The 24,330-nt window shown below is 72.0% G+C and carries 20 protein-coding genes and 1 pseudogene; 7 read left to right on the top strand and 14 right to left on the bottom strand.

What is annotated here, in order from left to right:
* Positions 1–23: 23 nt before the first annotated feature.
* The 8 genes from DK419_RS09400 to DK419_RS29395 form a co-directional block, all read right to left on the bottom strand.
* Positions 24–2,156 carry a S9 family peptidase gene (locus DK419_RS09400; RefSeq protein ID WP_109958848.1) on the bottom strand — a complete coding sequence of 711 codons (2,133 nt, stop codon included), beginning with the start codon at positions 2,154–2,156 and terminating at the stop codon, positions 24–26.
* Positions 2,157–2,242: 86 nt separating this feature from the next.
* Positions 2,243–2,671, bottom strand: a complete 429-nt coding sequence (locus tag DK419_RS09395; protein ID WP_109962215.1) for a SufE family protein — start codon at positions 2,669–2,671, stop codon at positions 2,243–2,245.
* Positions 2,672–2,773: 102 nt separating this feature from the next.
* Positions 2,774–3,772 (bottom strand): sensor histidine kinase, encoded by a 999-nt coding sequence (locus DK419_RS09390; RefSeq protein WP_109958847.1) that lies wholly within the window; start codon positions 3,770–3,772, stop codon positions 2,774–2,776.
* A 106-nt stretch (positions 3,773–3,878) separates the two neighbouring features.
* Positions 3,879–4,268 (bottom strand): DoxX family protein, encoded by a 390-nt coding sequence (locus DK419_RS09385; protein WP_109958846.1) that lies wholly within the window; start codon positions 4,266–4,268, stop codon positions 3,879–3,881.
* Positions 4,269–4,346: 78 nt separating this feature from the next.
* Entirely contained in the window at positions 4,347–5,216 is an 870-nt protein-coding gene (locus DK419_RS09380; protein ID WP_109958845.1) for a S1 family peptidase, read from the bottom strand.
* 122 nt (positions 5,217–5,338) lie between these two features.
* Positions 5,339–6,082, bottom strand: a complete 744-nt coding sequence (locus tag DK419_RS09375) for a S1 family peptidase (RefSeq protein ID WP_109958844.1) — start codon at positions 6,080–6,082, stop codon at positions 5,339–5,341.
* Positions 6,083–6,173: 91 nt separating this feature from the next.
* Positions 6,174–6,791, bottom strand: coding sequence for an HAD family hydrolase (locus tag DK419_RS09370; RefSeq protein ID WP_109958843.1), 618 nt, complete (start codon positions 6,789–6,791; stop codon positions 6,174–6,176).
* 103 nt (positions 6,792–6,894) lie between these two features.
* Positions 6,895–7,323 carry a hypothetical protein gene (locus DK419_RS29395; RefSeq protein ID WP_245442887.1) on the bottom strand — a complete coding sequence of 143 codons (429 nt, stop codon included), beginning with the start codon at positions 7,321–7,323 and terminating at the stop codon, positions 6,895–6,897.
* 225 nt (positions 7,324–7,548) lie between these two features.
* Between DK419_RS29395 and DK419_RS09360 the strand changes: the two genes are divergently transcribed.
* The 5 genes from DK419_RS09360 to DK419_RS09340 all read left to right on the top strand — a co-directional run bounded on the left by DK419_RS09360 (position 7,549) and on the right by DK419_RS09340 (position 12,160).
* A complete protein-coding gene (locus tag DK419_RS09360; protein WP_109958842.1) occupies positions 7,549–7,926 on the top strand; it encodes a PepSY domain-containing protein in 378 nt (125 codons plus the stop codon).
* 51 nt (positions 7,927–7,977) lie between these two features.
* Positions 7,978–8,655 (top strand): response regulator transcription factor, encoded by a 678-nt coding sequence (locus DK419_RS09355; RefSeq protein ID WP_109958841.1) that lies wholly within the window; start codon positions 7,978–7,980, stop codon positions 8,653–8,655.
* Positions 8,652–10,166, top strand: a complete 1,515-nt coding sequence (locus tag DK419_RS09350) for a sensor histidine kinase (protein WP_109958840.1) — start codon at positions 8,652–8,654, stop codon at positions 10,164–10,166. The genes DK419_RS09355 and DK419_RS09350 overlap by 4 nt, the downstream gene beginning before the upstream one ends.
* Positions 10,167–10,200: 34 nt before the next feature.
* Positions 10,201–11,367: a glycosyltransferase family 61 protein gene (locus tag DK419_RS09345; RefSeq protein ID WP_109958839.1), complete on the top strand. Its 1,167-nt coding sequence runs from the start codon at positions 10,201–10,203 to the stop codon at positions 11,365–11,367.
* A gap of 67 nt (positions 11,368–11,434) precedes the next feature.
* Positions 11,435–12,160, top strand: a complete 726-nt coding sequence (locus DK419_RS09340) for an SHOCT domain-containing protein (RefSeq protein ID WP_109958838.1) — start codon at positions 11,435–11,437, stop codon at positions 12,158–12,160.
* A gap of 287 nt (positions 12,161–12,447) precedes the next feature.
* Here DK419_RS09340 and DK419_RS09335 read toward each other — a convergent pair whose 3' ends face one another.
* From DK419_RS09335 to ispH, 3 genes are all read right to left on the bottom strand, one after another.
* Positions 12,448–12,705, bottom strand: a complete 258-nt coding sequence (locus DK419_RS09335) for a hypothetical protein (RefSeq protein ID WP_109958837.1) — start codon at positions 12,703–12,705, stop codon at positions 12,448–12,450.
* A 215-nt stretch (positions 12,706–12,920) separates the two neighbouring features.
* A complete protein-coding gene (locus DK419_RS09330) occupies positions 12,921–13,895 on the bottom strand; it encodes a homoserine kinase (RefSeq protein ID WP_109958836.1) in 975 nt (324 codons plus the stop codon).
* 265 nt (positions 13,896–14,160) lie between these two features.
* Entirely contained in the window at positions 14,161–15,162 is a 1,002-nt protein-coding gene (ispH, locus tag DK419_RS09325; protein WP_109958835.1) for a 4-hydroxy-3-methylbut-2-enyl diphosphate reductase, read from the bottom strand.
* Between the two features lie 247 nt (positions 15,163–15,409).
* Here ispH and DK419_RS09320 point away from each other — a divergent pair, with 247 nt between their 5' ends.
* Complete coding sequence (locus tag DK419_RS09320; protein WP_109958834.1) at positions 15,410–17,269, top strand: monovalent cation:proton antiporter-2 (CPA2) family protein; 1,860 nt, start codon at positions 15,410–15,412, stop codon at positions 17,267–17,269.
* Positions 17,262–18,647 (top strand): MATE family efflux transporter, encoded by a 1,386-nt coding sequence (locus tag DK419_RS09315; RefSeq protein ID WP_109958833.1) that lies wholly within the window; start codon positions 17,262–17,264, stop codon positions 18,645–18,647. The genes DK419_RS09320 and DK419_RS09315 overlap by 8 nt, the downstream gene beginning before the upstream one ends.
* A 90-nt stretch (positions 18,648–18,737) precedes the next feature.
* Here the strand turns inward: DK419_RS09315 and mqo are convergent, their stop codons facing one another.
* From mqo to katG, 3 genes and pseudogenes are all read right to left on the bottom strand, one after another.
* Positions 18,738–20,453 carry a malate dehydrogenase (quinone) gene (gene mqo, locus DK419_RS09310; protein WP_162561180.1) on the bottom strand — a complete coding sequence of 572 codons (1,716 nt, stop codon included), beginning with the start codon at positions 20,451–20,453 and terminating at the stop codon, positions 18,738–18,740.
* A 439-nt stretch (positions 20,454–20,892) separates the two neighbouring features.
* Positions 20,893–21,399, bottom strand: coding sequence for a CYTH domain-containing protein (locus tag DK419_RS09305; RefSeq protein ID WP_109958832.1), 507 nt, complete (start codon positions 21,397–21,399; stop codon positions 20,893–20,895).
* Between the two features lie 295 nt (positions 21,400–21,694).
* Positions 21,695–24,063 (bottom strand): annotated as a pseudogene (katG, locus tag DK419_RS09300) (catalase/peroxidase HPI).
* Positions 24,064–24,330: the final 267 nt, after the last annotated feature.

Raw genomic sequence — 24,330 nt, 5'->3', positions numbered from 1 at the left:
TTTTTGCGTTCCGATGCCGGAGCTTAAGCCTCCGCCCCCACCGCCGCGAGCGCGAAGGCGTAGATCAGCGCCACCTCCTCCAGGCGGTCGAACCGGCCCGCCGCGCCGCCGTGCCCGGCCTCCATGTTGGTGCGCAGGAGCACCGGGCCGCCGCCGGTCATGGTGGCGCGCAGACGCGCGACCCACTTCGCCGGCTCCCAGTAGGTCACCCGCGGATCGGTGAGGCCGCCGAGCGCCAGGATCGCCGGGTAGGCCTTCGCCGCCACGTTGTCGTAGGGCGAGTAGGACAGGATCGTCTCGAAGGCCTGGAGGTCGGCGCCCGGATTGCCCCATTCGGGCCATTCGGGCGGGGTGAGCGGCAGCTCGCCGTCCAGCATGGTGTTGAGCACGTCGACGAAGGGCACGTCGGCGACGATGCCGGCGAACAGCTCCGGCGCGAGGTTCGCCACCGCCCCCATCAGCATGCCGCCGGCGCTGCCGCCGTGGGCCACGATGCGGCCCGCCCCGGTGTAGCGGGCCTCGATCAGCGCGCGGGCGCAGGCGACGAAGTCCGAGAAGGTGTTGGGCTTCTTCTCGCGCTTGCCGTCGAGGTACCAGCGCCATCCCTTCTCGGTGCCGCCGCGGACATGCGCGATGGCGTAGACGAAGCCGCGATCGACCAGCGACAGCGGGTTGGTGCGGAAGGCCGCCGACATCAGGGAGCCGTAGGAGCCGTAGCCGTAGAGGAGGAGCGGCGCGGTGCCGTCCAGCGGCGTATCGCGCCGGTGCAGCAGCGAGACCGGGACCTCTTCCCCGTCCGGTGCGGTCGCGAACAGGCGCCGCGTGACGTAGGCCGCCGGGTCGTGGCCGCTCGGCACGTCCTGGCGCTTGCGCAGGGTCCGCTCGCGGGTCTCGGCGTGGTAGTCGTAGGTCTCCGCCGGCGTCGTCATCGACGAGTAGGTGAAGCGGACGAGATCGGTGTCGAAGGCGTGGCCCGGCGACAGGCCGAGCGAGTAGGCCTCCTCGGCGAAGGCGACGCTGTGCTCGGCGCCGCTCTCGGCGTCGCGCACGATCAGGCGCGGGCGGGCATTCTCGAGTTCCAGCCGCACGAGGTGGCGGGCGAGCACGTGCTGGAAGCGGATCATCACCCCTGAGCGGTGCGGGATCAGGTCGCGCCAGTTCGCCCGGGCCGGGTCCGAGACCGGCGCCACCGCGATCTTGAAGTCCTCGGCGCCGTCGGCGTTGGTGAGCACGAACAATTCGTCGCCGCGATGCTCGACCGAGTAGATCAGCTTCGGCTCGCGCGGCGCCACGACGCGCAGGGGCCCGTTGGGCTTGGCGCGGTCGGCGAGATGGACCTCGGAGGTCTCGTGGTCGTTCGCCGTCACCACCAGGTAGGCGCCGGACTGGGTCTCGCCGATGCCGACGAAGAAGCCCGCGTCGCTCTCCTCGTAGACCGTCACGTCGTCGCTCTGCGGCGTGCCGAGGCGGTGCAGCATCACGGTCGCGGGGCGGTGGTTCTCGTCGACCGCGACGTACCAGAACGCACGGCCGTCGGCGCTCCACACGACGTCGCCGGTGGTGGCGAGCACCTGGTCCTCGAGATCCCGGCCCGTGGCGAGGTCGCGGACCCGGATGGTGTAGAGCTCGGAGCCCTTGGTGTCGGCGCTCCAGGCGATCAGCGCGTGGTCGTCGGAGTGGGAGGCGTCCTCCAGGCTGAAGAAGGCATGCCCCTCCCCTTCCCGGTCGCCGTCGACGAGGATCTGCTCGCCATCCCCGGCGAGGTCCCCGACGAGGCCGGGGGCGATCCTGTCGGCCGGGCGGCGGCAGACCAGCGGGTGCTGCCCGCCCTCGCGGTAGCGGGTGTAGTAGGCGAAGGGCCCGTCGAGGTCCGGCACGCTGCCGTCATCCTCGCGGATGCGCCCGCGCATCTCGGCCACCAGCGTCTCGCGCAGGGCCGTGGTGCCGGCGAGCGCGGCGTCCGCGTAGGCGTTCTCGGCGTCCAGAAGGGTGCGGATCTCCGCCGGCAGGGCGGAGGGGTCCTTCAGCACGTCCTTCCAGTTCTCCGCCTTGAGCCAGGCATAGGGGTCGGTCACCGCGCGGCCGTGGACCGTGACGGTGACGGGCCGGCTCTGCGCCGTCGGCGCGGCGGCGGGCGGGCTCAGGCGAAGGGTCATGCGGCTCCCCGGGATGTGGCGTCAGGCAGGGGATGTGCCGTCCCGGGGCGGCCGCCGCAAGGGCGGGCGCGAGGGTGAGGACGATGTTACGCCGCCTTCGCGACCCCCTCGGCATCGGCCCGGATGCGGTCCATCATCGCGCGGGCGCCGTTCGAGCGCTGCGCCGTCAGGTGCTCGGAGAGGCCGAGCGCCTGGAACAGCCCGAGGGCGTCGGCCCGGGCGGCGTCCGAGGCGGTGCGGCCGTCGAAGAACGCGATCAGCACCGCCACCACGCCCTTGGTGATGTGGGCGTCGCTGTCGCCGAGGAAATGCAGCCGCGGCTCGGGCCCGGAGCGGTCGACCTTTGTCTCGAGCCAGACCTGGCTGACGCAGCCGCGCACCCGGTTGGCCTCGCTGTGGGCCTCCGCGGGCAGGGGCGGCAGCTTGCGGCCGAGCTCCATCAGGTACTGGTGGCGATCGTCCCAATCGTCCAGGAACTCGAAGTTGGAGACGATCTCGTCGATGGGCGGCAGCATGGGACCCGAGGAGGACTGAAGGGAGGTGGGACCCGGCATATAGGCGGGCCGGGCGCCGCCCGCCACCGCGCGGGGCTCGCCCTCGTTCTCAGCCCCTCGCCCTCAGCCCCTCGCCGGCAGCGTCAGGTCGAGCGGCGCGTCGGGGGTGCCGGTGCCCGACACCGCGATCTCGGCCTGGCCCGCATAGGCGGCGATCAGGCGGGGTCCGAGCCGGGGCACCCCGGCCGCCGGCTCGCCGGCGACGCCGCCGGAGGTGATCCGCACCCGCACCGGCTCGTCGGGCCCGCCCGCCGGCACCTCGACCCGGGTGACGCAGGAGGTGCCCTCCCCGGTGCTGTCGAGGCACTCGGCGACGATCTCGGCCAGGATCATGCCGAGCGCGTTGACGATGCGCGGCTCGAGCAGCACCGTGCGCCCGGCCTCGACCGCGACGGCGATCCGCCCGGCGCGGCGCAGCTGGCTCAGGCCCTCGGCGAGGCGCGTCAGATAGTCGGCGAGGTCGACGCTGGCGATCTGCGGCGCCTCGTGCAGGTGCTGCTGCACCAGGGCGATCGCCCGCACCCGCTGGCCGAGCGCGTCGAAGGCCGGGCGGCAGGGCGCCGCCGCGGCCCGCCCGTAGAGGCCGATCAGGCTGACCGTGACCTGCAGGTTGTTGCGCACCCGGTGGTAGACCTCGGCGAGCAGGGCCTCCTGCTCGGCCAGCGCCCGGGCGGCCCGGTCCTCGGCCTCCTTGCGCTCGGTGATGTCGAAGCAGGAGCCGGCAAAGCCCGCGAAATCCTCGCCCTCGTGCAGCGGGTAGGCGTGGCCGTGAACCCACCGGAACACGCCGTCGTGGCGCCGCAGGCGGTACTCGGCGCTGTGCGGCGCCCGCCGGGCATAGGCCGCCGCCAGGGCGGCCTCGTGCCCGGGCCGGTCCTCCGGGTGCAGCCCGTCCTTCCAGCCGTGACCCAGCTCGTCGTTCGCCGCGCGGCCGCGGAACGCCGTCCAGGCCGGATTGACGTAGACGAGGCGGGCCTGGCGGTCGGCGCGCCAGATCATCAGCCCGGCGCCCTCGGCGAAGCTGCGGAAGGCCGCGTCCGGCGATGCTGTGTCCGCGGCCATGACCCTCACCCGCTCCCGCCCGTCGCCGATGGCGCTCCCTCAGGAGCCGGTCAACGTGCCGGGAGGGGCGCCGTTCCGGCGGCCGCCGGACGAAAAAGTCCCGCGTTCAGCGCCGGTTGAGGGCGAAGCGGCCGGGGCCGGCAGCGGCGATCATCAGCAGGCCGCCGATGATCGAGAGGTTCTTCATGGCCTGGATCTGGTTCGTCCGGACGGCGTCGCCGGTCATCGACCAGAAATTGTGGAAGACCACGATCGTCGCGAGGGTGAAGGCGGCGAGCAGCACGGAGGCCGCCCGGGCGTAGAAGCCGAACGCGATGAGGAGGCCGAGGCCGAGCTCCGCCGCGATGGTGAGGTAGGCCAGCACCTGCGGGTAGGGCAGCCCCTTGGCCGAGATCGCGCCGACGACGCCGGCCGGGTTCATCAGCTTCTGGGCGCCGGAGACGCAGAACAGCACCACGACGAGGATGCGGGCGAGGCTGAAGACGGCTTGGCTCATCGGGGTCTCCGGGTTGGACGGAGCCCGGTTGGACGGCCTGGCCGCGAAACAGTCAAGCTCTGCCGGCGGCCCCGGCCGTCACCGTCCCCCGGTCCAGTCCGCCGGATGGGGACGGGCGCCCGCCGGCATCGCCTCGCCGGGCTCGAAGCGGGCGAGCTCGGCGGCGCGGGCGTTGATCCAGCTGCTGTGCAGGCCGATCGGCGTCACGGCGGTGAAGCCGCCGCAGGCGGTGCGGACCCGGCCCTGCTGGGCGGCGCCGCTCGACCAGCTCACCACGCCGACGAGCTGGTAGCCGCCGGGACCGCCGCGCAGGATCGGTCCGCCGGAATCCCCGAGGCACGCACCGGCACCGGCCGTCTCGGCCAGCGTGTTGCGGTCGGCCACCACCGTGACGGTGTTGGCGACCTGGAGCTCGCCGAGCGAGACGAGGCGGGCCTGGCGCAGCACCCGGGCGGTGCCGCGCCGGTTCTCCGCCACCACGCCGTAGCCGGCGATGGCGACGTTGTCGCCCTGCGGGATCTCGCCGCCGTAGCGGAGATCGAGGGGGCGGAAATCGGGCCCGAGGCGCGCGTCGAGCTTCAGGATCGCGAGGTCGGTGCCGGGCTGGGTCTCGGGCGTGGTGCCGGGCACGAAATCCGGGTGCATCGACGCCGCGATCGCCCGCAGGCGGCGCTGGCGGAAGCTGCGATCGACGACCACGACCCAGTAGCCGGCCTTGCGCATCACGCAATGGGCCGCGGTCAGCACCAGGTCGGGGGCGATGAGCGAGCCGGAGCACATCTCGCCGGTGGTGCTCTCGATCCGCACCACCGAGCTGCGCAGGCCGTCGGGATCGCGGGTGACCTCGCCGCGCACCACGGCGCCGGCGGCCTCGCTCCACAGGCCGAGAGGCGCGGCCACCGCGAGGGCGGCCAGGGCGGAACGGAGGCGGGACGGAGAGACGCGCATGAGACCACCCTAGAAGCGTGCGGCCACGCTCGACAAGTGAAGTCTCGCGCCGCGGGTGTGGTTCCGCACCGGCACAGGGTCGCGCCGGGAACGAAGCCGTGAGCCCAGGGACCGGAGGGGTCTCACTCCCAGCGGGCCGGGGCGCCCCATTCCGCGGTCGTGCGGGCGATCCAGGCCCGCTGCGGCCCGACGAGCACGCCCTGCGAGATTCCCCCGCAGGCCGCCTTGCCCGATCCGCTCGCCCAGGTGGTCACCGCCAGGACGCTCCCGCCCGCCCCGGCGACCGGCCCGCCCGAATCGCCCTCGCAGGCGCCGGAGCCCGCCGCTCCCTTGAGCCAGACCAGGATGCGGCTCGGGCCGTAGGGCTCGACCAGCGGCAGGCTCGCGGTACGGAAGGTGCCGGTGCTGCGATGGTCGCCGGGCCGCGCCACGCCGTAGCCGCCGAGCGTCAGGGGCGTCCCGGCGGCGACCGGGGCCTCGGTCAGGGCGGCCGGGACGAAGCGGGCCGGGAGCGCCGTCTCGGTGCGCAGGAGCGCGAGGTCGATCGAGCGGCGGCGCCCCTTGATGGCTCCCGCATCGTAGCCCGGATGCACCGCCCGGGCGGCGAGCCCGAGCATCACAGGCGCGCCGGACTCGTCGCGGTAATGCACCCGGTGCTCGGCCCCGGGGGCGGCGCAGTGCGCCGCGGTGAGCACCACGTCGCGGGCGAGCACGATGCCGGTGCAGACCCCGCCGCGGGAGGACAGAACCATCACGCTGGAGCGGGCGAGCGCGGCGTCGGGTGCCTCGCTCCCGCCGACGACGGCCCGGGCGGGGGTGGCGAGGGTCAGGAGAGCGGCGAGGAACGGGATGGTCGGGCGGATCACGTCGCTCTCGAGGCAGCGGGGCTGAATGGCCCTGCACTGCCCGATCGGACGTGCGAGGTCCAGGGTTGAGAGCTGCGATGCCACCCGCACCCTACACGTCCAGGCCCCGCCCCGCGAGATCCCGACGCAAGGCGTCGACCGACGTGAAGTGGTGGGCGTGGAGCCCCGCCTCCCGCGCGCCTGAGACGTTCTCGGGCAGATCGTCGGTGAACAGCACCGCCGACGGCCTTACCCCGAGACCTGCGAGGCAGTGCTGGTAGCAGGCGGCATCGGGGTTCGCCGTGTGGAACGAGGCGGATGCGTAGATCCGATCCCCGAACAGTGGCCGAAGCTCCGGGCATAACACATCGATATGCCCGGTCAGCAATTCCGAGTTGTTCGTCAGGATGGCAACGGCCGTCGTGGCCCGCAACCGCTCGACCAGGGCGAGGACCTCCGTGTCGGGCGCCATCGCGGCGCGGCGCGCTTCCAGCCATTCCGTCAGGCTGACCGGATAGCCGATCCGCTCGCCGAACGCCTGGAGATAGGCCTGCGGCGAGAGGGCCCCGCTATCCCCCTGAAACTCCAGGCCGCTGTTCCAGATCGCGGCGTGGATGGCGTCGGCCGGGATGCCGGAGATCCCCGACAGATATGCGACGCGCCGGCGGCGGTCGTAGTGGTACAGGACGTTGTCGAGGTCGAACAACACGAGTTCGATGTCAGCGGCCATGCGCGCCGATGCCCCCTGCTCCGAGCCGACCGGAACGGGGCAGGTCCGCCCGGACGTCGGCGACAATCGAGGACAGGTTCGAACCGCCGGCCAACCTCGCCGATCACGGCTCCCTCATGGCGACCGAAGCCGGAACCGGCCGCGGCGGCGCTATCCCGACATCCGGCGGCGCCAGCGCCGCCGAGGGCGGCACCGGCCCGAGGCACCCGGTGCAGACCGAGGCGATCGCCCGGTTCGCCCGCGCGGTGATCCGCGCCTCGAACGCCTCCCGGGCCGCAGCGGCGCGGGCGACGGCGGCGAGGCGGCTCGCCTCCGCCTCCCGGGCGGCCTCGCCGGCATCGCCGCCCGAACCGTCCTCCGGCGCCTCGTCCCGCGGGCGGATGCGCAGCAGCAGGGGGGCGCTCCCCATCTCGGCGAGGGCGGCCGCCTGCGTCGCCGCGGGGGCGGCATCCTGGGCGAAGGCCGCGCCGGCGACGCACCATGCGGCGGCGAGGAACGGGAACGCGCCGGGGCGCAACAGTCTCTCCCTCACGTGCCTCTCCCTGGCTGGCGCCCGACAAGGTCGGCCGGCACGGTTAGCGCGGCCTTAACCATAACGGCCAAGCCGCCGGATCGGTTCGCCCGCGCCGGCCGCGCCACAGCCGGCCCGCGAGCCGGTCCCGTGCGGCACACGAGGATGTGACCGGGCCCCCGCCTGAAATCCCGGCACTTTTCGCATTCAGGGTGCATTCAGTGCCCGGCGACGATGGTCCCCGGCATGCGCCAGCTCGTTCTCCTCCTGCTTCCCGCCCTCGTCGGCCTCGCCGGCGCGACGGGCTGGCTCGCGGCCGCGGAGGAGCGGGACGAGACCGCCACCGGGGCGGTGACGGCCCGGCCGATCAAGGCCGCCGAGACGACCCAGACCTGCCTCTCCTCCGGCGACCTGCGCGAGGCGGTGGCGGAGAAGCGGGTGGTCGAGCCGGTGGCGGCGATCCGTGCGGCGCGCGCCGCCGTGCCGCGGGCCGACATCGTGCGGGCCAACCTGTGCCGCCGGGACGAGGCGCTGGTCTACATGCTGACGGCCTTGCGCAAGGACGGCCAGTTCGTGCACGTGATGGTGGATGCCCGGTCGGGACAGGTCGCCGGTCAATGGTGATACGAGGATCCGGGGAACGGGTCCGCGGCTGACAGTGAAGGGGTTCGGGTCGTGCGTCTGCTCGTGGTCGAGGATGACCGGGATCTCAACCGCCAGGTCGTGAGCGCCCTGGAGGAGGCGGGCTACGCCGTCGATAAGGCGTTCGACGGCGAGGAGGGCGCCTTCCTGGGCGAGACCGAGCCCTACGACTGCATCATCCTCGACATGGGCCTGCCGAAGGCCGACGGCGTGTCGGTGCTGTCGGGCTGGCGCCGGGCGCAGGTAAAGACGCCGGTCATCATCCTCACCGCCCGCGACCGCTGGAGCGACAAGGTCAACGGCTTCGACGCCGGCGCGGACGACTACGTGACGAAGCCCTTCCACATGGAGGAGCTCCTGGCCCGGGTGCGGGCGCTCCTGCGCCGCGCCGCCGGCCACGCCACCAGCCAGATCAGCGTCGGCCCCGTCGTCCTCGACACCCGCTCCGGCCGCGTCTTCGTCGACGGCAGCCCGGTCAAGCTCACCTCGCACGAGTACCGGCTGCTCTCCTACCTGATGCACCATACCGGCCGGGTGGTCTCCCGCGCGGAACTGACCGAGCACCTCTACGACCAGGATTTCGACCGTGACTCGAACACCATCGAGGTCTTCGTCGGGCGCCTGCGCAAGAAGCTCGCGGTCGACCTGATCCAGACCGTGCGCGGCCTCGGCTACCTGATCGACGCGGGCGCCGGCGGATCGCAGCCGTGACCGGCCCCGGCCGGGCCGCGGCCGAGACGCCGAGGCCGACCGGACCGGCCGATACGGGCCTCGTCGGCACCGGCACCCCCGCGGCTCCGGCGCGCGCCTGGCCGCTCGGCTGGCGGCCGTGGCGCAAGCGCTCGATCGCGGTGCGCCTCGCGGTCTCGGCGCTGATCGCCAGCGCCCTGATCCTGCTGATCGCCGGGCTGATCCTGTCCACCCTCTACCGCGAGACCACCGAGCGGGCCTTCGACAGCCGGCTCCTCGTCTACGCCAACGATCTCGCCACCAACCTCGTCTCGCCCTCCGATTCCGAGGCGCGGGGCTTCGGGGCGCTCGGCGACCCGCGCTTCGACCTGCCCCTGTCGGGCTGGTACTGGCAGGTCGGCCGTCCGAACGCCCGGCCGCGGGACCTGCGCACCTCGCGCTCCCTCGTCGGCGTGCCGCTCCAGCCCCCCGACGACGCGGTCGGCGAGGCCGGGGCCGGGCAGTTGCGCAAGGGCTACGGCAAGGCGCAGGACGACCGGCCGCTGCGCATCATCGAACGCACCGTCGATCTCGGCGAGGAGGGCCGCTACGTCGTGCGGGTCGCCGGCCCCTCCGACGAGATCGACGCCGACATGCGGCGGTTCACCCTCGCGCTCACCACCACCTTCGCGCTGCTCGGCCTGTCGCTCGGCCTCACCACGCTCCTGCAGATCCGCTTCGGCCTCGCGCCGCTGATCAAGCTCAGGGCGGCGCTCGGCGCGATCCGCCGCGGCGAGGCCGACCGCATCTCGGGCGAGTACCCCCGGGACATCGCGCCGCTCGCCGGCGAGGTGAACCTGCTCCTCGAGACCAACCGCGAGATCCTGGAGCGGGCCCGCACCCAGGTCGGCAACCTCGCCCACGCGCTGAAGACCCCCTTGAGCATCATCGTCAACGAGGCCTCGGCGGGGGACGCCAACAGCGAACTCGCCGTCAAGGTGCGCGAGCAGGCCGCGGTGATGCGAGACCAGGTGAACTACCACCTCGACCGCGCCCGGGCCGCCGCGCTCGCGGGTGCGCTCGGCACCTTCACGGACGTCGAGCCGGTGGTGGCGGCGCTGGTCCGCACCTTCGGCAAGATCTTCTACGACAAGGACCTGACCTTCGAGACCAGCGTCACCCCGGGCCTGCGCTTCCGCGGCGAGCGCCAGGACTTCGAGGAGATGATCGGCAACCTCGTCGACAACGCCGCCAAGTGGGCTCATTCCCGCGTCTCGATCCGCGCCGAGGTGATCGGGCAGGGCGAGTACCCGCACCTCATCGTCACGGTGGAGGATGACGGGCCGGGCCTGCCGCCCGAAGCCCGGGTCGCTGTGCTCGAGCGCGGCCGGCGCCTCGACGAGACCAAGCCCGGCTCAGGGCTCGGCCTCTCCATCGTCTCCGACCTCGCCGCCCTGTATCGCGGGCGCCTGCGCCTCGACGCGGCCGCACTCGGCGGCTTAAGGGCAGTGATCGAGGTGCCGGGAGACGCGAGCCCGGCGGCGCAGGCGTGAGGCGGCGCCGGGGCGACGGGAAGCAAAGCCGGGCATGATCCTGCAGCGGAGCGAAGCGTTCTACGGCCGTGCCGAGGTGCGGGCGGGCCGGCCGGCCCTGCGCCTGGTCGAGGACGCCCACTACCTCACGCACCTGCCCCACCTCGACAAGGTGCCGGTGATCTTCGACGCCGCGCGCCGGATGGTGCCCGAATCCCTCGACCACCACAGCGGCGACCGCACCCCGACCTGGCAGACGACCGCCTGGCCGGAGGGCCAGGGCCCGGTGACCGAGGAGGCGCCGGAGGGGACCTACCTCTATCTCGGGGCGATCCACCCGCATTACGGCCACTTCGTCATCAACACCCTGGCGCGGTTCTGGCCGCTCCTCGATTTCGACGAGGGGGCCCTGCGCCCGACCCTGCTCTGCCACGGGCCGGGGCTCGGCGCGAACTGGCAGGCCACCCCGTTCATCCCGGAGATCCTGGGCCGGCTGGGCTTGAGCGTGATGGACCTCGCCACCTTCGGCCGGCCGATGCGGATCCGTACGCTGCTCGTGCCCCAGGCCGCCCTGCAGCAGGACGACTACGCGTTCCCGGTCATGGCCGACCTGTGCCGGGAGATCGGGCGCGGCTACTACGCCCCCGAGGAGGTCGACGCCGACCCGCAGCCGGTCTACCTGTCGAAGACCCGCCTGACGCACGGCGTGCGGCGCTTCGCCAACGAGGCGGCGGTGACGGAAGTCCTCGCGCGCGAGGGAGTGCGGATCGTCCACCCCGAGCTCCTGAGCTTCCCCGAGCAGGTGCGCCTCTTCGCCCGTCACCGGGTGATCCTCGGGGCCAACGGCTCGGCCTTCCACACCCTGCTGTTCGCGCCGCCCGGCCGGCGGGTGATCGCGCTCGCCGACCGGCTCAAGCTGAGCGCGACCTACCGGCTGATCGACCTCATCACCGGCACGCGGGCGCATTACTACTACCCGGTCGGCACCACGAGCCACGTCGGCGACGGCTTCACCGTCAACTTCTCCTTTCAGGATCCGGAGGCCGTCGCCGCCGAGCTGCTCGCCAAGATCGCCCGCATCGAGATCTTGCGCGAGCACGACCTGCGCGCCGACCCGGGCGCCTGGCACCTCTCCCCGGCGATCCCGCCCCTGCCGCCCCGGCAAGGCCGGTGGCCGGGCGTGCTGGAGCGCCTGCGCGGCGGGCGGCCGGGACCCGGCTGAGGCCGGCCGTTTCCCTCCGGCAGGGAGTGCGGTAAGCCCTCTTCCTGTTCCGGAGCGAGGTGCCACGATGCCCGATCTCGACGCGATCGCCGCCCGCCACGGCGTCGGCCTCGACGCCGCCCGCCACCTCCTCGACGCGCTCGCCCGCGGCCACGGCCGGATGGCGCAGTTCAATCATCCCGACCTCGGCGGCATGGGCCAATGGAGCGCCGGCGGGATGACGATGATCGGCGACATGTTCAATGCCGGCCTCAAGGCCCGGGTCGTGGCCCTGTGCGAGGAACTGGCGCCGCTCGCCGCCGCGATGCCGGCGGAGAGCGGGAGTTTCCAGGCTCAAGGCTTCTCGGGTCAGGGCTCCGGCGGGTCCTGGTGGCCCGAGGGCCTCGGCCATCCGGCGACCTCCGGCTCGCAGAACGAGTCCCGCTACGCCTTCTTCCCCGAGGCGCGGCGCCTCGCCATCGAGACCGGCGGGCAGGTGACGCTCTACGACACCGGCGACCACCGGATCGGCGGGGTCTCGCAGCAGCAGGGATCGAGCCGGTCCCTGAGCTTCACCGGCCAGCACGGGCCGGTGCGCCTGGACGAGTTGCCGGTCGTCGGGGAACCCGGACGGGAGACGGCCCCGCGGACGGCTCCCGAGCCCGTCGCTCCCGTCTCCCCGGTCCGGCCGGCGGATGCGCCGTCCGGGGACGTGCTCGGGATGATCGAACGCCTGTCGGAGCTGCACCGCAAGGGCGTGCTCACCGAGGCCGAGTTCTCGGCGAAGAAGGCGGAGCTGCTGGCGCGGTTGTGAGGGAGCGCGGTCGGCCACGCGGATCCGGTGTCTTCGAGGTCGCGCTCAAGTTTCGGACCGGCGCCTCCCGCGTGGTCTATGCCGTGCCAGCCCGGTGACGCGGTGTGGGTGGTGCACGCCTTTCGGAAGAAGTCGACATCGGGCATCAAGACCCCGCAGCCGGAACTCGAACTCGTGCGCAACGCATCGAACAGCTCCTGGAGCATCTGAGCGACGAGCAGCGGTGAATTCGTCCACGGCAGCGGCAACGTCTGGGAGGATTTCGGCTATGCCGACGCCGACATGCGTCACGCCAAGGGCCGACTGGCAGCCGGAATCATCGCCGCGCTCGACCAACGCCAGCTCACGACGCGCAAGGTGACGTCGACAGCTCGGCCGGCGTCGAGAAGCCTGTCGATGGCGACGCCGTCGGGCGTCACGTGGGAGGCGATCGTGCCTCGGCGCTCGAAGCGTGTGATGCGCAGACCCGGACGCGGGTCATCACGGTCCATCGCGTCGCAGGCCTCGACGACGTCGGTTCCCAGCCGGGACTCAAAGCGTGGCATCGCGCTCCCGTAGCGCCTCGAGACCGGCGCGCGCAGCCTCGCTGTCCGTCGCTTAAGCTCCTGATTCAACGAGGCTATCGAGGTGGAGTGCCCCATCGTCGGGAAGGCTGATGGTCCGCGTCGTCGTCGCGGGCGTGATTGCGGCCTCCCCGGGCGGCCGGCACGGCCGGATCGATCACCTCACACCGACGCAGTCCGAGAACGAGCGGTGCCGCTCACCCCGCCACCGGGCTCCACCCATACTCCTCCGCGGCCGCGACCTTGCGGTGGAAGGCGAGCTTGCGGTCGTATTCGAGCGGGTCCTTGGGCTTCACCAGGGCACCGGGCGGCACGTTGAGCCAGTCGACGAGGCGGGTCAGCATGAAGCGCAGGGCCGCGCCGCGGGCGAGCAGCGGCAGCGCCGCGACCTCGCGGGGTTCGAGCGGGCGCACAGCCTGGTAGGCGGCGATCATCGCCTGGCCCTTGGTGCGGTTGAACGAGTGATCGGCCTCGAAGCACCAGGCGTTGAGGCAGATCGCCAGGTCGTACGCGAAGGCGTCGGTGCAGGCGAAGTAGAAGTCGATCAGGCCCGACAGCTCGTCGCCGAGGAAGAACACGTTGTCGGTGAAGAGGTCGGCGTGGATGACCCCGCCGGGCAGGTCCTGCGGCCAGGATTCCTCGAGGAGCGACAGGTCCTGGCGGGTTCGGGCGGCGAGGCCGGGGGCGACGCGGTCGGCTTGCGGTTCCGCCGCCTCGAAGAGCGGGCGCCAGCCGGCGACCGAGAGGGCGTTCGGCCGTGTCATCGAAAAGTCGGCTCCGGCGGCATGCAGGCCGGCGAGCGCCGTCCCCAGCGCCCGGCAGTGCTTGACTCCCGGCCGGCGCACCGAGACGCCCTCGAGGAACGACACGATCACCGCGGGCCGGCCGCAGAGGGTGCCCAGGGTGGTGCCGTCGCGGGTGCGGATCGGCTGCGGGCAGGCGAGGCCGTTCGCGGCCAGGTGCTCCATCAGGCCGAGGAAGAACGGCAGGTCGTCCAGCTTCACCCGCTTCTCGTAGAGGGTCAGGATGTAGGAGCCGGACGTGGTGTGCAGGATGAAGTTGGTGTTCTCCACCCCCTCGGCGATGCCCTTGTAGGACAGGAGATCGCCGATCTCGTAGGCGGCGAGAAAGGCGGCCAGCGCCTCGTCCGGAACCTCGGTGTAGACCGCCACGGCCGTTCTGCTTTGCTGGAAGAAATGGGACGAGGAGCGGGACGCCGGCGTTTCAGTAAAGACGCGGGATCCCCACTCCCGTGTGGGAGAGGGGTAGGGGTGAGGGTGCTACGGTTCTGATTCGAACTCAGACCACGCCGCGGCGAGCACGACGTTGAGCGCCTTACGCTGAAGCGTAGCACCCTCACCCCCAGCCCCTCTCCCACACGGGAGAGGGGAGCGCGCCTCATTCTGCAAACGCCGAGACAGTGAGGAAGGGCTTACCCTACTCCGCCGCCTCGCTGCGCAGCTCGCGCGGCAGCGGGAAGACCATGTCCTCGGTCGTGGTCGAGACGGTGTCGACCGTGACCTCGTAGCGGGTCGCGAAGGCGTCGATGATCTCTTCCACCAGCACCTCGGGGGCCGAGGCGCCGGCGGTCAGCCCGAGCCGGCGGATGTCCGAGAAGGCCTCCCAGTCCAGGTCCTCGGCGCGGTTGACGAGCCGGGTGATCGGGCAGCCGACCCGCTCGGCGACCTCGCGCAGGCGCTGCGAGTTCGAGGAGTTCGAGGAGCCGACGACGATCAGCGCGTCGACGAGGGGAGCGACCTGCTTCACCGCCTCCTGGCGGTTGGTGGTGGCGTAGCAGATGTCGTCCTTGTGCGGGCCGACGATCTTCGGGAACTTGTGCTTCAGGGCCTCGACGATGTGGTGGGTGTCGTCGACCGAGAGGGTGGTCTGGGTCACCCAGGCGAGGTTGTCGCGGTTCGCGGGCTCCAGGGCCTCGATCTGCTCGATATCCTCCACCAGGGTGATCGAGCCCTTGGGCAGCTGGCCCATGGTGCCGACGACCTCCGGGTGGCCGGAATGGCCGACGAGCAGCACGTGGCGGCCGCGCTTGTGGTGGATCTCGGCCTCGCGGTGGACCTTGGTCACCAGCGGGCAGGTCGCGTCGATGGTGGTCAGGCCGCGGGCGACCGCGTTCTGCGGCACGGTCTTCGCCACGCCGTGGGCGGAGAAGATCACCGGGGCCTTGCCGTCCGGCACCTCGTCGAGCTCGGCGACGAAGACGGCGCCTTTGCGCTTCAGGCTCTCGACCACGTACTTGTTGTGCACGATCTCGTGCCGCACGTAGACGGGCGGCCCGTAGAGGGCGAGCGCGCGCTCGACCACGTCGATGGCCCGCACCACGCCGGCGCAGAAGCCGCGCGGGGCGCAGAGGAGGATCTCGAGGGGCGGCTTCGCGGGCGCGGCGGCACCGGCGTCGGTCTGGTTCACGGAGGCGCTCATGATCCGGGATGTGGCGAGGCGGGGCTGTCTCTGTCAACCTCTTGTGCCACGCAATCGTGGCGATCAATAGGTCTCGCGCGCGGCTAAGGCCTCCCGCGAAGAGGTCCCCTGCGGCACGCGCGCGGGAGTTGCACAGGACCCGCGACCCGGGGATAGGCGAGCGGGGTGAAGACCGGGTTAGCCCGATGGCCTCGATCGGGGTAAGGGAGGGCTTGAGCCGACCTCGAACCCGGGAGATCCCCGCGCGATGGCGACCGCCGCCGACCACGCCAGCTTCCTGCCGCCGGTCCTGACCTTCCTGTCCGCCGCGGTGATCGGCGTGCCGATCTTCCGCCTGCTCGGGCAGAGCGCGGTGCTGGGCTACCTCGTGGCCGGCGTCGTCATCGGCCCGTCGGGCCTGTCGCTGATCACCGAGCCGGAGACCGCCCGCAGCGTCTCGGAGCTCGGGGTGGTGCTGCTCCTGTTCATCGTCGGCCTGGAGCTGGAGATCTCGCGGCTGATCTCGCTCAGGCGCGACATCCTGGGGCTCGGCACGCTGCAATTCGGGCTCTGCGCCCTGGCGCTCGGGGGCCTGGGCTTCCTCACCGGCCTCTCGGCCGGCGCCGCGACGGTGATCGGCATCGCGCTCGCCCTCTCGGCCACCGCGGTGGCGCTGCAGCTCCTCGAGGAGCGCCGCGACCTCGCCGCCCCTTACGGCCAGCGGGCCTTCGCGGTGCTGCTGTTCCAGGATCTCTCGATCGTCGGCATCCTGGCCCTGCTGCCGCTGATCGCCCAGACCGGCACCGGCCAGGGCGGCGAGGCCTGGCTCGGCACGGCGCTCCAATCGGCCGGCATCGCGGTCGCGGCGGTGATCGGCGTGGTGCTGGTCGGGCGCTACGGCCTCAACCCGTTCTTCCGCCTGCTGGCCGCCAGCGGCGCGCGCGAGGTGATGACGGCGGCCGCCCTCCTCGTCGTGCTCGGCACCGCGCTCATCATGGAGGAGGTCGGGCTGTCGATGGCGATGGGGGCGTTCCTCGCCGGGCTGATGCTCGCCGAATCGAACTTCCGCCACCAGCTCGAGGCCGATATCGAGCCGTTCCGCGGCATGCTGCTCGGCCTGTTCTTCATGAGCGTCGGCATGTCGATCGACCTCGGCCTCGTCGGCCAGCACTGGCTCGGCCTGACCGCCGCGACGGTGGCGGCGATCCTGATCAAGGTCGCGCTGGTGGCCGGGCTGTTCCGGCTGTTCGGCTCGTCCTGGCTCGACGGCCTGCGCGGCGCCGCCGTGCTGGCGCCGGCGGGCGAGTTCGCCTTCGTGCTGCTGCCGGTCGGCCAGGAGCTCGGCCTCGTCGACGGCCCCTCGGGACGGCTCGCCATCGCGCTCGCCGCCATCACGATGCTGATCGGGCCGATCGGCGCCAAGGCCCTCGACGGGGTGCTGGCGCGGCGCACCACCGCCCCGCTCGAGCCCGAGCCCGAGGCGATCGAGGGCGCCGAGGCGCGGGTGCTGGTGATCGGCTTCGGGCGCTTCGGCCACATCCTCAACCAGGTGCTGCTGGCCCAAGGCCTGAGCGTCACGGTGATCGACAAGGACGTCGAGCAGATCCGTAGCGCCGCCCGCTTCGGCTTCCGGGTCTATTACGGCGACGGCACCCGCCTCGACGTGCTGCGCTCGTCGGGCGCCGGCAAGGCCGAGGTGGTGTGCATCTGCATCGACGACCCGGAGGCGACGCTCAAGATCGTCGACCTCGTCCACGCCGAGTTCCCCTCGGCCCGCACCTACGTGCGGGTGTTCGACCGGGTGCAGGCGATCGAGGCGATGGGCCGCGACGTCGACTACCAGATCCGCGAGACCTTCGAATCGGCCCTCGCCTTCGGCCGCGCCACCCTGGAGGCGCTCGGCCTCTCCCCCGAGGAGGCGGCCCGCACGGTCGACGACGTGCGCAAGCGCGACCTCGCCCGGCTGGTGCTGCAGCAGGCCGGCGAGCCTCTCGACCGCGCCGATCCCCTGCGCAGCCTGGTGCGGATGAAGCCCGAGCCCCTGACCGCGCCGCTCCACGCCTCGCACGGCCTCAACCCCGAGACGGAGGACATCATCGCCCGCGAGCGGGCCGGTGCCGATGGGTGAGATCCGCCCGCCGGACCCGGCCGCCGTCCCGACCGCCCGCTTCGTCACCGGCTCGACCCTGCGCCACGTCGTCGTGATGGGGGCGACGGGCTCGGTCGGCCTGATGGCGATCTTCGTCGTCGACCTCCTGTCGCTGCTCTACATCGCCCGCCTCGGCGATCCCGTCCTGACGGCGGCGGTGGGCTTTGCCACCATCGTCCAGATCTTCGCGGTCTCGATCAACATCGGCATGATGATCGCGGTCGGCGCCCTGGTCTCGCGGGCGCTCGGCCGCGGCGACGTCGGGGAGGCGCGGCGGCTGGCCGCCTCGTCCCTGGTGCTGGCGCTGGTCGCCTCGGGCCTGGTGACGGCTCTCCTGCTGCCGCTGCTCGCGCCCTTCCTGGCGCTGATCGGGGCGACCCCCGAGACCGTGCCGGCGGCCCGGACCTTCCTGTGGATCGCCCTGCCCTCGAGCCTCATGATGGCGCTCGGCATGGGCTTCTCCGGCGTGCTGCGGGCGGTCGGCGACGCGCGGCGGGCCATGAACGTGACGCTCGCCGGCGCCGCCGTGACGGCGCTCCTCGACCCGCTGCTGATCTTCGGGCTCGATCTCGGCGTCGAGGGGGCGGCGATCACCGTCGTGATCGCCCGGCTCGCCTTCGCGTGGGTGGGGTATTCGGGCGCGGTGCGCGTCCACCGGATGGTGGCCCGCCCGAGCCTCGCGGCGGTCCGGGCGGATGCCGGGCCGATCCTGCGGGTCGCGCTGCCCACCGTGCTCACCAACCTGGCGCCGCCGGTGGCGAGCGCGTTCCTCGCCCACGTCATGGCGGGCTTCGGCACCGCGACCCTCGCGGGCAACGCCGTGGTCGAGCGGGTGGTGCCGGTCGCCTTCGGCGGCCTGTTCGCGCTCTCGGGCGCGGTCGGGCCGATCCTCGGCCAGAACTGGGGCGCGGGCCGCTTCGACCGGATGCGCGCCGCCTTGCGCGACGCGGCCCTCGTCACCGGCCTCTACGTCGCCGCGATCTGGATCGCCCTGCTGCTGGCCCGCGGGCCGCTCACCGCCCTGTTCGGGCTCGAGGGCGCGGCCGCCGACCTCCTCGGCTTCTTCTGCCTCGCCGGCGGGGCGATCTGGTTCTTCAACGGGCTGCTCTTCCTCGGCAACGCCTCGTTCAACAACCTCGGCTTCCCGCTCGCGGCGAGCGCGCTCAACTGGGGCCGGGCGACGCTCGGCACCATGCCGACGGCGTGGCTCGGCGCCCACCTCGCCGGGCCGGAAGGGGCGATGGCCGGCACCGGCCTCGGCTCGGCCCTGTTCGGGGTGATCGGGCTCGCCCTGGCGTTCCGGACGGTCGGGGTCCTGGAGCGGCGGGACGCGGCGGCTCATCCTCCGGCGGCGTGAGGGGCGAGAGCCCCCGCACCGGGACCTGACGACGATGGTCCGATGCGCGCGCGGACGCGACGGTCCGGCGGCGCATCGGAGCCCCGTCCGTCAGGGCGCCAGGTCGCCGACCGGGCCCTTGACCGGGGTGTCGCGGCTGTTGAGCACCGTGTCGCTCACCGGCGTCGGCTTCAACGGTCCGCGGTCGATCGCCGGCGGGGCCGGCAGCTGCAGCTGCTCGCTGGTATAGGCCCATTCCTCAGCGACCTTCTCCGGATCGTCGTTGAGCTTTTGCCCGTAGCTCGGGACGATCCGGCGGATCTTCGCCTGCCACTCGGGCGTGGCGACGTTCTTCGAAAAGACCTTCTCGAGCACCTCCAGCATGATCGGCGCCGCCGTCGAGGCGCCCGGGGAGGCGCCGAGGAGCGCCGCGATGCTGCCGTCCTTTGCAGCAACGATCTCGGTGCCGAGCTTCAGCACGCCGCCCTTGTCCTTGTCGCGCTTGATGATCTGCACGCGCTGGCCGGCCTGCCACAGGCGCCACTCGCCCTTCCTGGCCTTGGGGAAGTACTCGCGCAGGGCCGCGAGCCGGTCGTCGTCGGAGAGCATCAGCTGGCCGGCGAGGTACTCGACCAGCGGGAACTCGTCGATGCCGACCCGCATCATCGGCCAGACGTTGCTGGACGTGGTCGAGGTGAGCAGGTCGAGATACGAGCCCTCCTTCAGGAACTTGGTCGAGAAGGTCGCGAACGGCCCGAACAGGAGGACGCGCTTGCCCCCGAGCACGCGGGTGTCGAGGTGGGGCACCGACATCGGCGGCGAGCCGACCGACGCCTTGCCGTAGGCCTTGGCGAGGTGGAGCGTCGCGACGTCCGGGTTCTCGTTGATCAGGAACGAACCGCCGACGGGGAAGCCGGCATAGTCCTGGCCCTCCGGGATGCCGGAGGCTTGCAGCAGGTGCAGCGCGCCGCCGCCGGCGCCGATGAACACGAACTTGGCGTCGACCGCCCGGCGCGACCCGTCCTTGAGGTTGCGCGCGGTCACCCGCCAGGAGCCGTCCGGGTTCTTGACGATGTCCTGGACCTCGGTCGAGACGTCGAGGCGGAAGCGCGTCTGGCGCTGCAGGTGGGCGACGTACTGGCGGGTGACCTCGCCCCACTCGACGTCGGTGCCGAGCGGCGACCAGGTGGCGGCGACCTTTTGATTCGGATCGCGCCCCTCCATCATCAGGGGCACCCACGTCTTGAGCCGCTCGGGATCGGTCGAGAACTCCATCCCGGCAAAGAGCGGGCTCGCCTTCAGCGCCTCGTAGCGCTTCCTGAGGTACGCGACGTTGTCGTCACCCCAGACGAAGCTCATGTGGGGCGTGTAGTTGATGAAGGTCTTTGGGTCCTTCAGCACGCCGTTCTTGACCTGCCAGGCCAGGAACTGGCGCGTGACCTGGAAGGCCTCGTTGATCTCGACCGCCTTGGCGATCTCGACCTTGCCCTTCTTCTCGGGCGTGTAGTTCAGCTCGGCGAGCGCCGAGTGGCCGGTCCCGGCGTTGTTCCAGCCGTTCGAGCTCTCCATCGCCACCGTGTCGAGGCGCTCGAGCATGCGGATCGACCAGCCGGGCTCGAGCTCGTTCAGCCACACGCCGAGCGTCGCGCTCATCACGCCGCCGCCGATCAGCAGAACGTCGACCTTGTCGGCGCCGGTCTTTCCCGAGTCCTGCGCGAGGGCGGGCGAACCGGGCAGCGCCGAGGCCGCGAGGCCGGCCGCCGCACCCCCCAGGATCTGGCGCCGGTTCAGCCCGGTCGGGCAGGTGGTCTCGTCGTCGGCGCGCATGGCCCAATCCCGTTCTCGTGCGGGCCGGCGGGCGCGCAAGCGTCCCCGGCCGTGACAGGCGTCCGATCGCGAGCGAGCGGGACCGCTCGATCGCGAAGGCCATTCGGGTGGTTTCCTCGGAGGGTCGCGACACCTCGACCGGGATCGGTCGGTCCCTCGCTCGTCCTCGCGGTCGACGGGGGAGCATCCGCCTGCCCGAATCGCGAGGCGGCACGGCGCGGATGGACCGCGGACCGGCCTCGGGGGCGGCGAAGACGCTGGCCGGTTAGGCTCGATGCTGTTGCAGCCGGCTCATAGACGATGCGGACCCGCAGGACAATCACCGCCCGGCCGGGTCTTGCTGGAGATCGTCAACACCTCCTCAACGGCACCGGCCCGGAATCCGGCCGTCTCCCCGTGCGGCGTCCCTCCGCACGCGGCGCGACGGGCTCGCGCCCGCTCACAGCCGCGCCGCGATCACCTCGGTCAGGGTGACCGGCCGGCCCGCCTCGCGGGCGAGGCGCAGCAGGGTCGACTGGCGGAAGCGCGCATCCGCCGTGACCTCGCGGCCGATCCAGTCCGGCAGGGTGACGACCTGGGCCTCGTGCTCCAGCTCGACCTCGGCCAGGACCATGCCCGACAGCGCGCCGCGATACTCGTCCACCACCCACTCGACGCCGTCATGCGGCACGCAATGGCGCGTCTTCTCGATCAGGCAGGTCTCGCAGACGAGGCGCAGCATCGCCTCGGCATCGGCGCGCGGGATCTCGTACTCGAATTCCGGCCGCGCGAGGCCGTCGCGCGCGCCCTTGACGGTGAGCCAGGCGCGCTCGTCGTCGAGCCGCACCCGGACCTTGCCGCCGGCGAACGCGCCGACGAGGCCGTCCGTGAGCCGGCGCCGGCTCACCGCGCGCTCGCGCCACCCCGCATGGGCGACCAGGAACTTCCGTTCGACCTCGTACCGCATCACTCTCGACCGCGCATGCCCCGGCCGGATGCCGAGGCGATGACCTTGCGAACGCCCGGCGGGCTCAGGCTTTGCCGGGGAGGCGGGGCTGATAGCCGATCGCGTCCGTGAGAGCCAGGGTGGACGGTCGCCCCGCGCGGCCGGGACCGACGCGGGTCTGCGTGGGTTCGTGGTCCTGCACCATTTTTGCCGCAGGGTTCACCCTCCGGCAGGGATCGGGCGCGGGACGGCGCGAGGCGGGTGCCCGGGATCGCTCCCCCTCCCGGATGGGGAGGGCGATCCCGGGGTGTCGCGCTCAGGCCGCCGTCGCCAGCTCGGTGCGCTTCACGTCGTAGCGGTCGAGCATCATCAGCTTGTGCCAGACCTTGACGAAGTCGCGCACGAACCGCTCCTGGCCGTCGCGCCCGGCATAGATCTCGACGATCGCCCGGAGCTGCGCGTTCGCGCCGAACACCAGGTCGCAGCGCGTCGCCGTGAACCTCGTCTCGCCGCTCTGCCGGTCGGCGAGGGTGAAGGTCGTGCCCGCCTCGTCCGCCTTCTTCCACTCGTAGTCCATGCTGGCGAGCACGGTGAAGAAGTCGTTGGTCAAGGCGCCGACGCGGTCGGTGAAGATCCCGTGCCGCGCGCCGTCGTGGTTGAGGTCGAGCGCCCGCAGTCCCCCGGTCAGCACCACCCATTCGGGGGCGGTGAGGGCGAGCAGGTTGGCCTTGTCGAGGAAGACCTGCTCGGGGGCGACGCGGCCTCGCGTGATCTCGGCGAAGGACGGATCGACGTAGTTGCGGAAGCCGTCGACCAGGGGCTTCAACCACTCGAAGCTCTCGGCGTCGGTCAGCGCGTCGGTGGTGTCCATCCGGCCCGGGACGAACGGCACCCGGGTCGCGGCGCCGGCCGCCTTCGCCGCCTCCTCGACCGCGGCGCAGCCGCCGAGCACGATGAGGTCGGCGAGCGACACCTTCTTGCCCCCGGCCACCTTGGCGTTGAAGCCCGCCATGATCGCGCGAAGCTTCTCGATCACCGGCAGGGTGCGCCGGTTGACGGTCCAGCCCGATTGCGGCGCGAGCGCCAGGCGGGCGCCGTTGGCGCCGCCGCGCTTGTCGCTGTTGCGGTAGGTCGAGACCGACGAGAACGCCGTGAAGGCGAGGTCGGAGACCGACAGGCCGGCACTCAGGATCTCCGCCTTCAGGGCGGCGATGTCGGCCTCGTCGACGAGCGGATGGTCGACCGGCGGGATCGGGTCCTGCCACAGGAGATCGTCCTCGATCTTCGCCTCCGGCCCGACGTAGCGCTCCTTCGGGCCCATGTCGCGGTGGGTCAGCTTGTACCACGCCTTGGAGAATTGCAGCGTGAAGTCGTCGAAGTCGGACAGGAACCTCTCGCAGATCGCGCGGTAGGCCGGGTCGGTCTTGAGCGCGATGTCGCTCGTCATCATCATCAGCGGGTGGCTCTTGCCCGGGATGTGGGCGTCGGGCGTCCGCGGCGCGTCCGGATCGGTCGGCGTCCATTGCAGGGCGCCGGCGGGGCTGCGTACTTGCGTCCCTCGAACTTGAACAGGTTCTCCAGGTAGCTGTTGTCCCAGGTCGTCGGATCGGGCGACCACGAGCCCTCGATGCCGTTGGTCATCGTGTTCTCGGCCGCCCCCGTCCCGACCGGGTTGTGCCAGCCGAGGCCCATCGCCTCGATCGGGGCGATCTCCGGCGGCGGGCCGATCCGGTCGGCCTTGACCATGCCGTGGCTCTTGCCGAAGGCGTGGCCGCCGGCAATCAGCGCCACGGTCTCCTCGTCGTTCATCGCCATGCGGGTGAAGGTGACCCGGATGTCGCGGGCCGAGCCCATCGGGTCGCCGTTGGCGTAGGGCCCCTCCGGGTTGACGTAGATCAGCGCCTGGTGCGAGGCGGCGAGCGGCTGCTCGAGGTCGTAATCGGCCTCGCCGTTCTTGCCCCGCCAGCGCTTGTCGCGGTTGACCATGTCGTCGAACGACTTGACGCTGGTCGGGTCCCACAGCTCCGGGCCCCAGTAGGTCGAATTGTCGGCCTCCCAGGCATCCTCGCGGCCGCCGGCGAAGCCGTAGGTCGGGAAGTTCATGATCTCGAGGGCGCAGGTGCCGGTCAGCACCATCAGGTCGGCCCAGGACAGGGCGCTGCCGTACTTCTGCTTGATCGGCCAGAGCAGGCGGCGCGACTTGTCGGTGTTGCCGTTGTCCCACCAGCTGCTGATCGGCGCGAAGCGCTGCAGGCCCTGGCCGGCGCCGCCGCGCCCGTCGGCGATGCGGTAGGTGCCGGCCGAGTGCCAGGCCATGCGGATCATCTGCGGGCCGTAATTGCCGTAATCCGACGGCCACCACGCGACCGAGCTGGTCAGGAACCCCTTGATGTCGCGCTTCAGCTCTTCGTAGTCGAGCGCCGCGAAGGCCGCCCGGTAGTCGAAGTCCGCGCCGAGGGGGTTCGCCAGCGGCCCGTTCTGGTGCAGCGTCTCGACGCGCAGCCGGTCGGGATACCATTCCTCCAGGGTCGGGGGCGTGGCGAGGGCGCCGCCGACGCGGTCGCCGCCGAAGGGGCATTTGCCGGACAGGACGTCTTTATAGGTTTCCACGCCGTCGATCCTTCCGTGGCGAACGTGAGAGGCGAGCAGGCGGCCTCGACCGCGCGGGGCGGGCCGCCCGGACATCGTGCGATGATCCCGTCGGGTGCGGAATACTATTGCCGAGTATCGAGAGGGGGCCGCGACGTCGGACGATGGGCGGATGGACCCACGACATCGACCTGACGACACGACTCTTCATCCCGAACCCGGACCGACCCTACGGTGCGCCGACGCAGATAGGCGCCGCTTCCGTTGCGACCACTCCATTTGCGGCCGCCGCGTCATGGGGTCTCGGGCGGGGCGGGTGGGGCGGCAAGATGCTCGCGAGGACGACGGGGAGTGGCGAGCGGA

The sequence above is a fragment of the Methylobacterium terrae genome, from assembly GCF_003173755.1.
In the GTDB taxonomy this organism is placed as follows: Bacteria; Pseudomonadota; Alphaproteobacteria; order Rhizobiales; family Beijerinckiaceae; genus Methylobacterium; species Methylobacterium terrae.
This window is presented reverse-complemented; position numbering and strand designations above follow the sequence as displayed.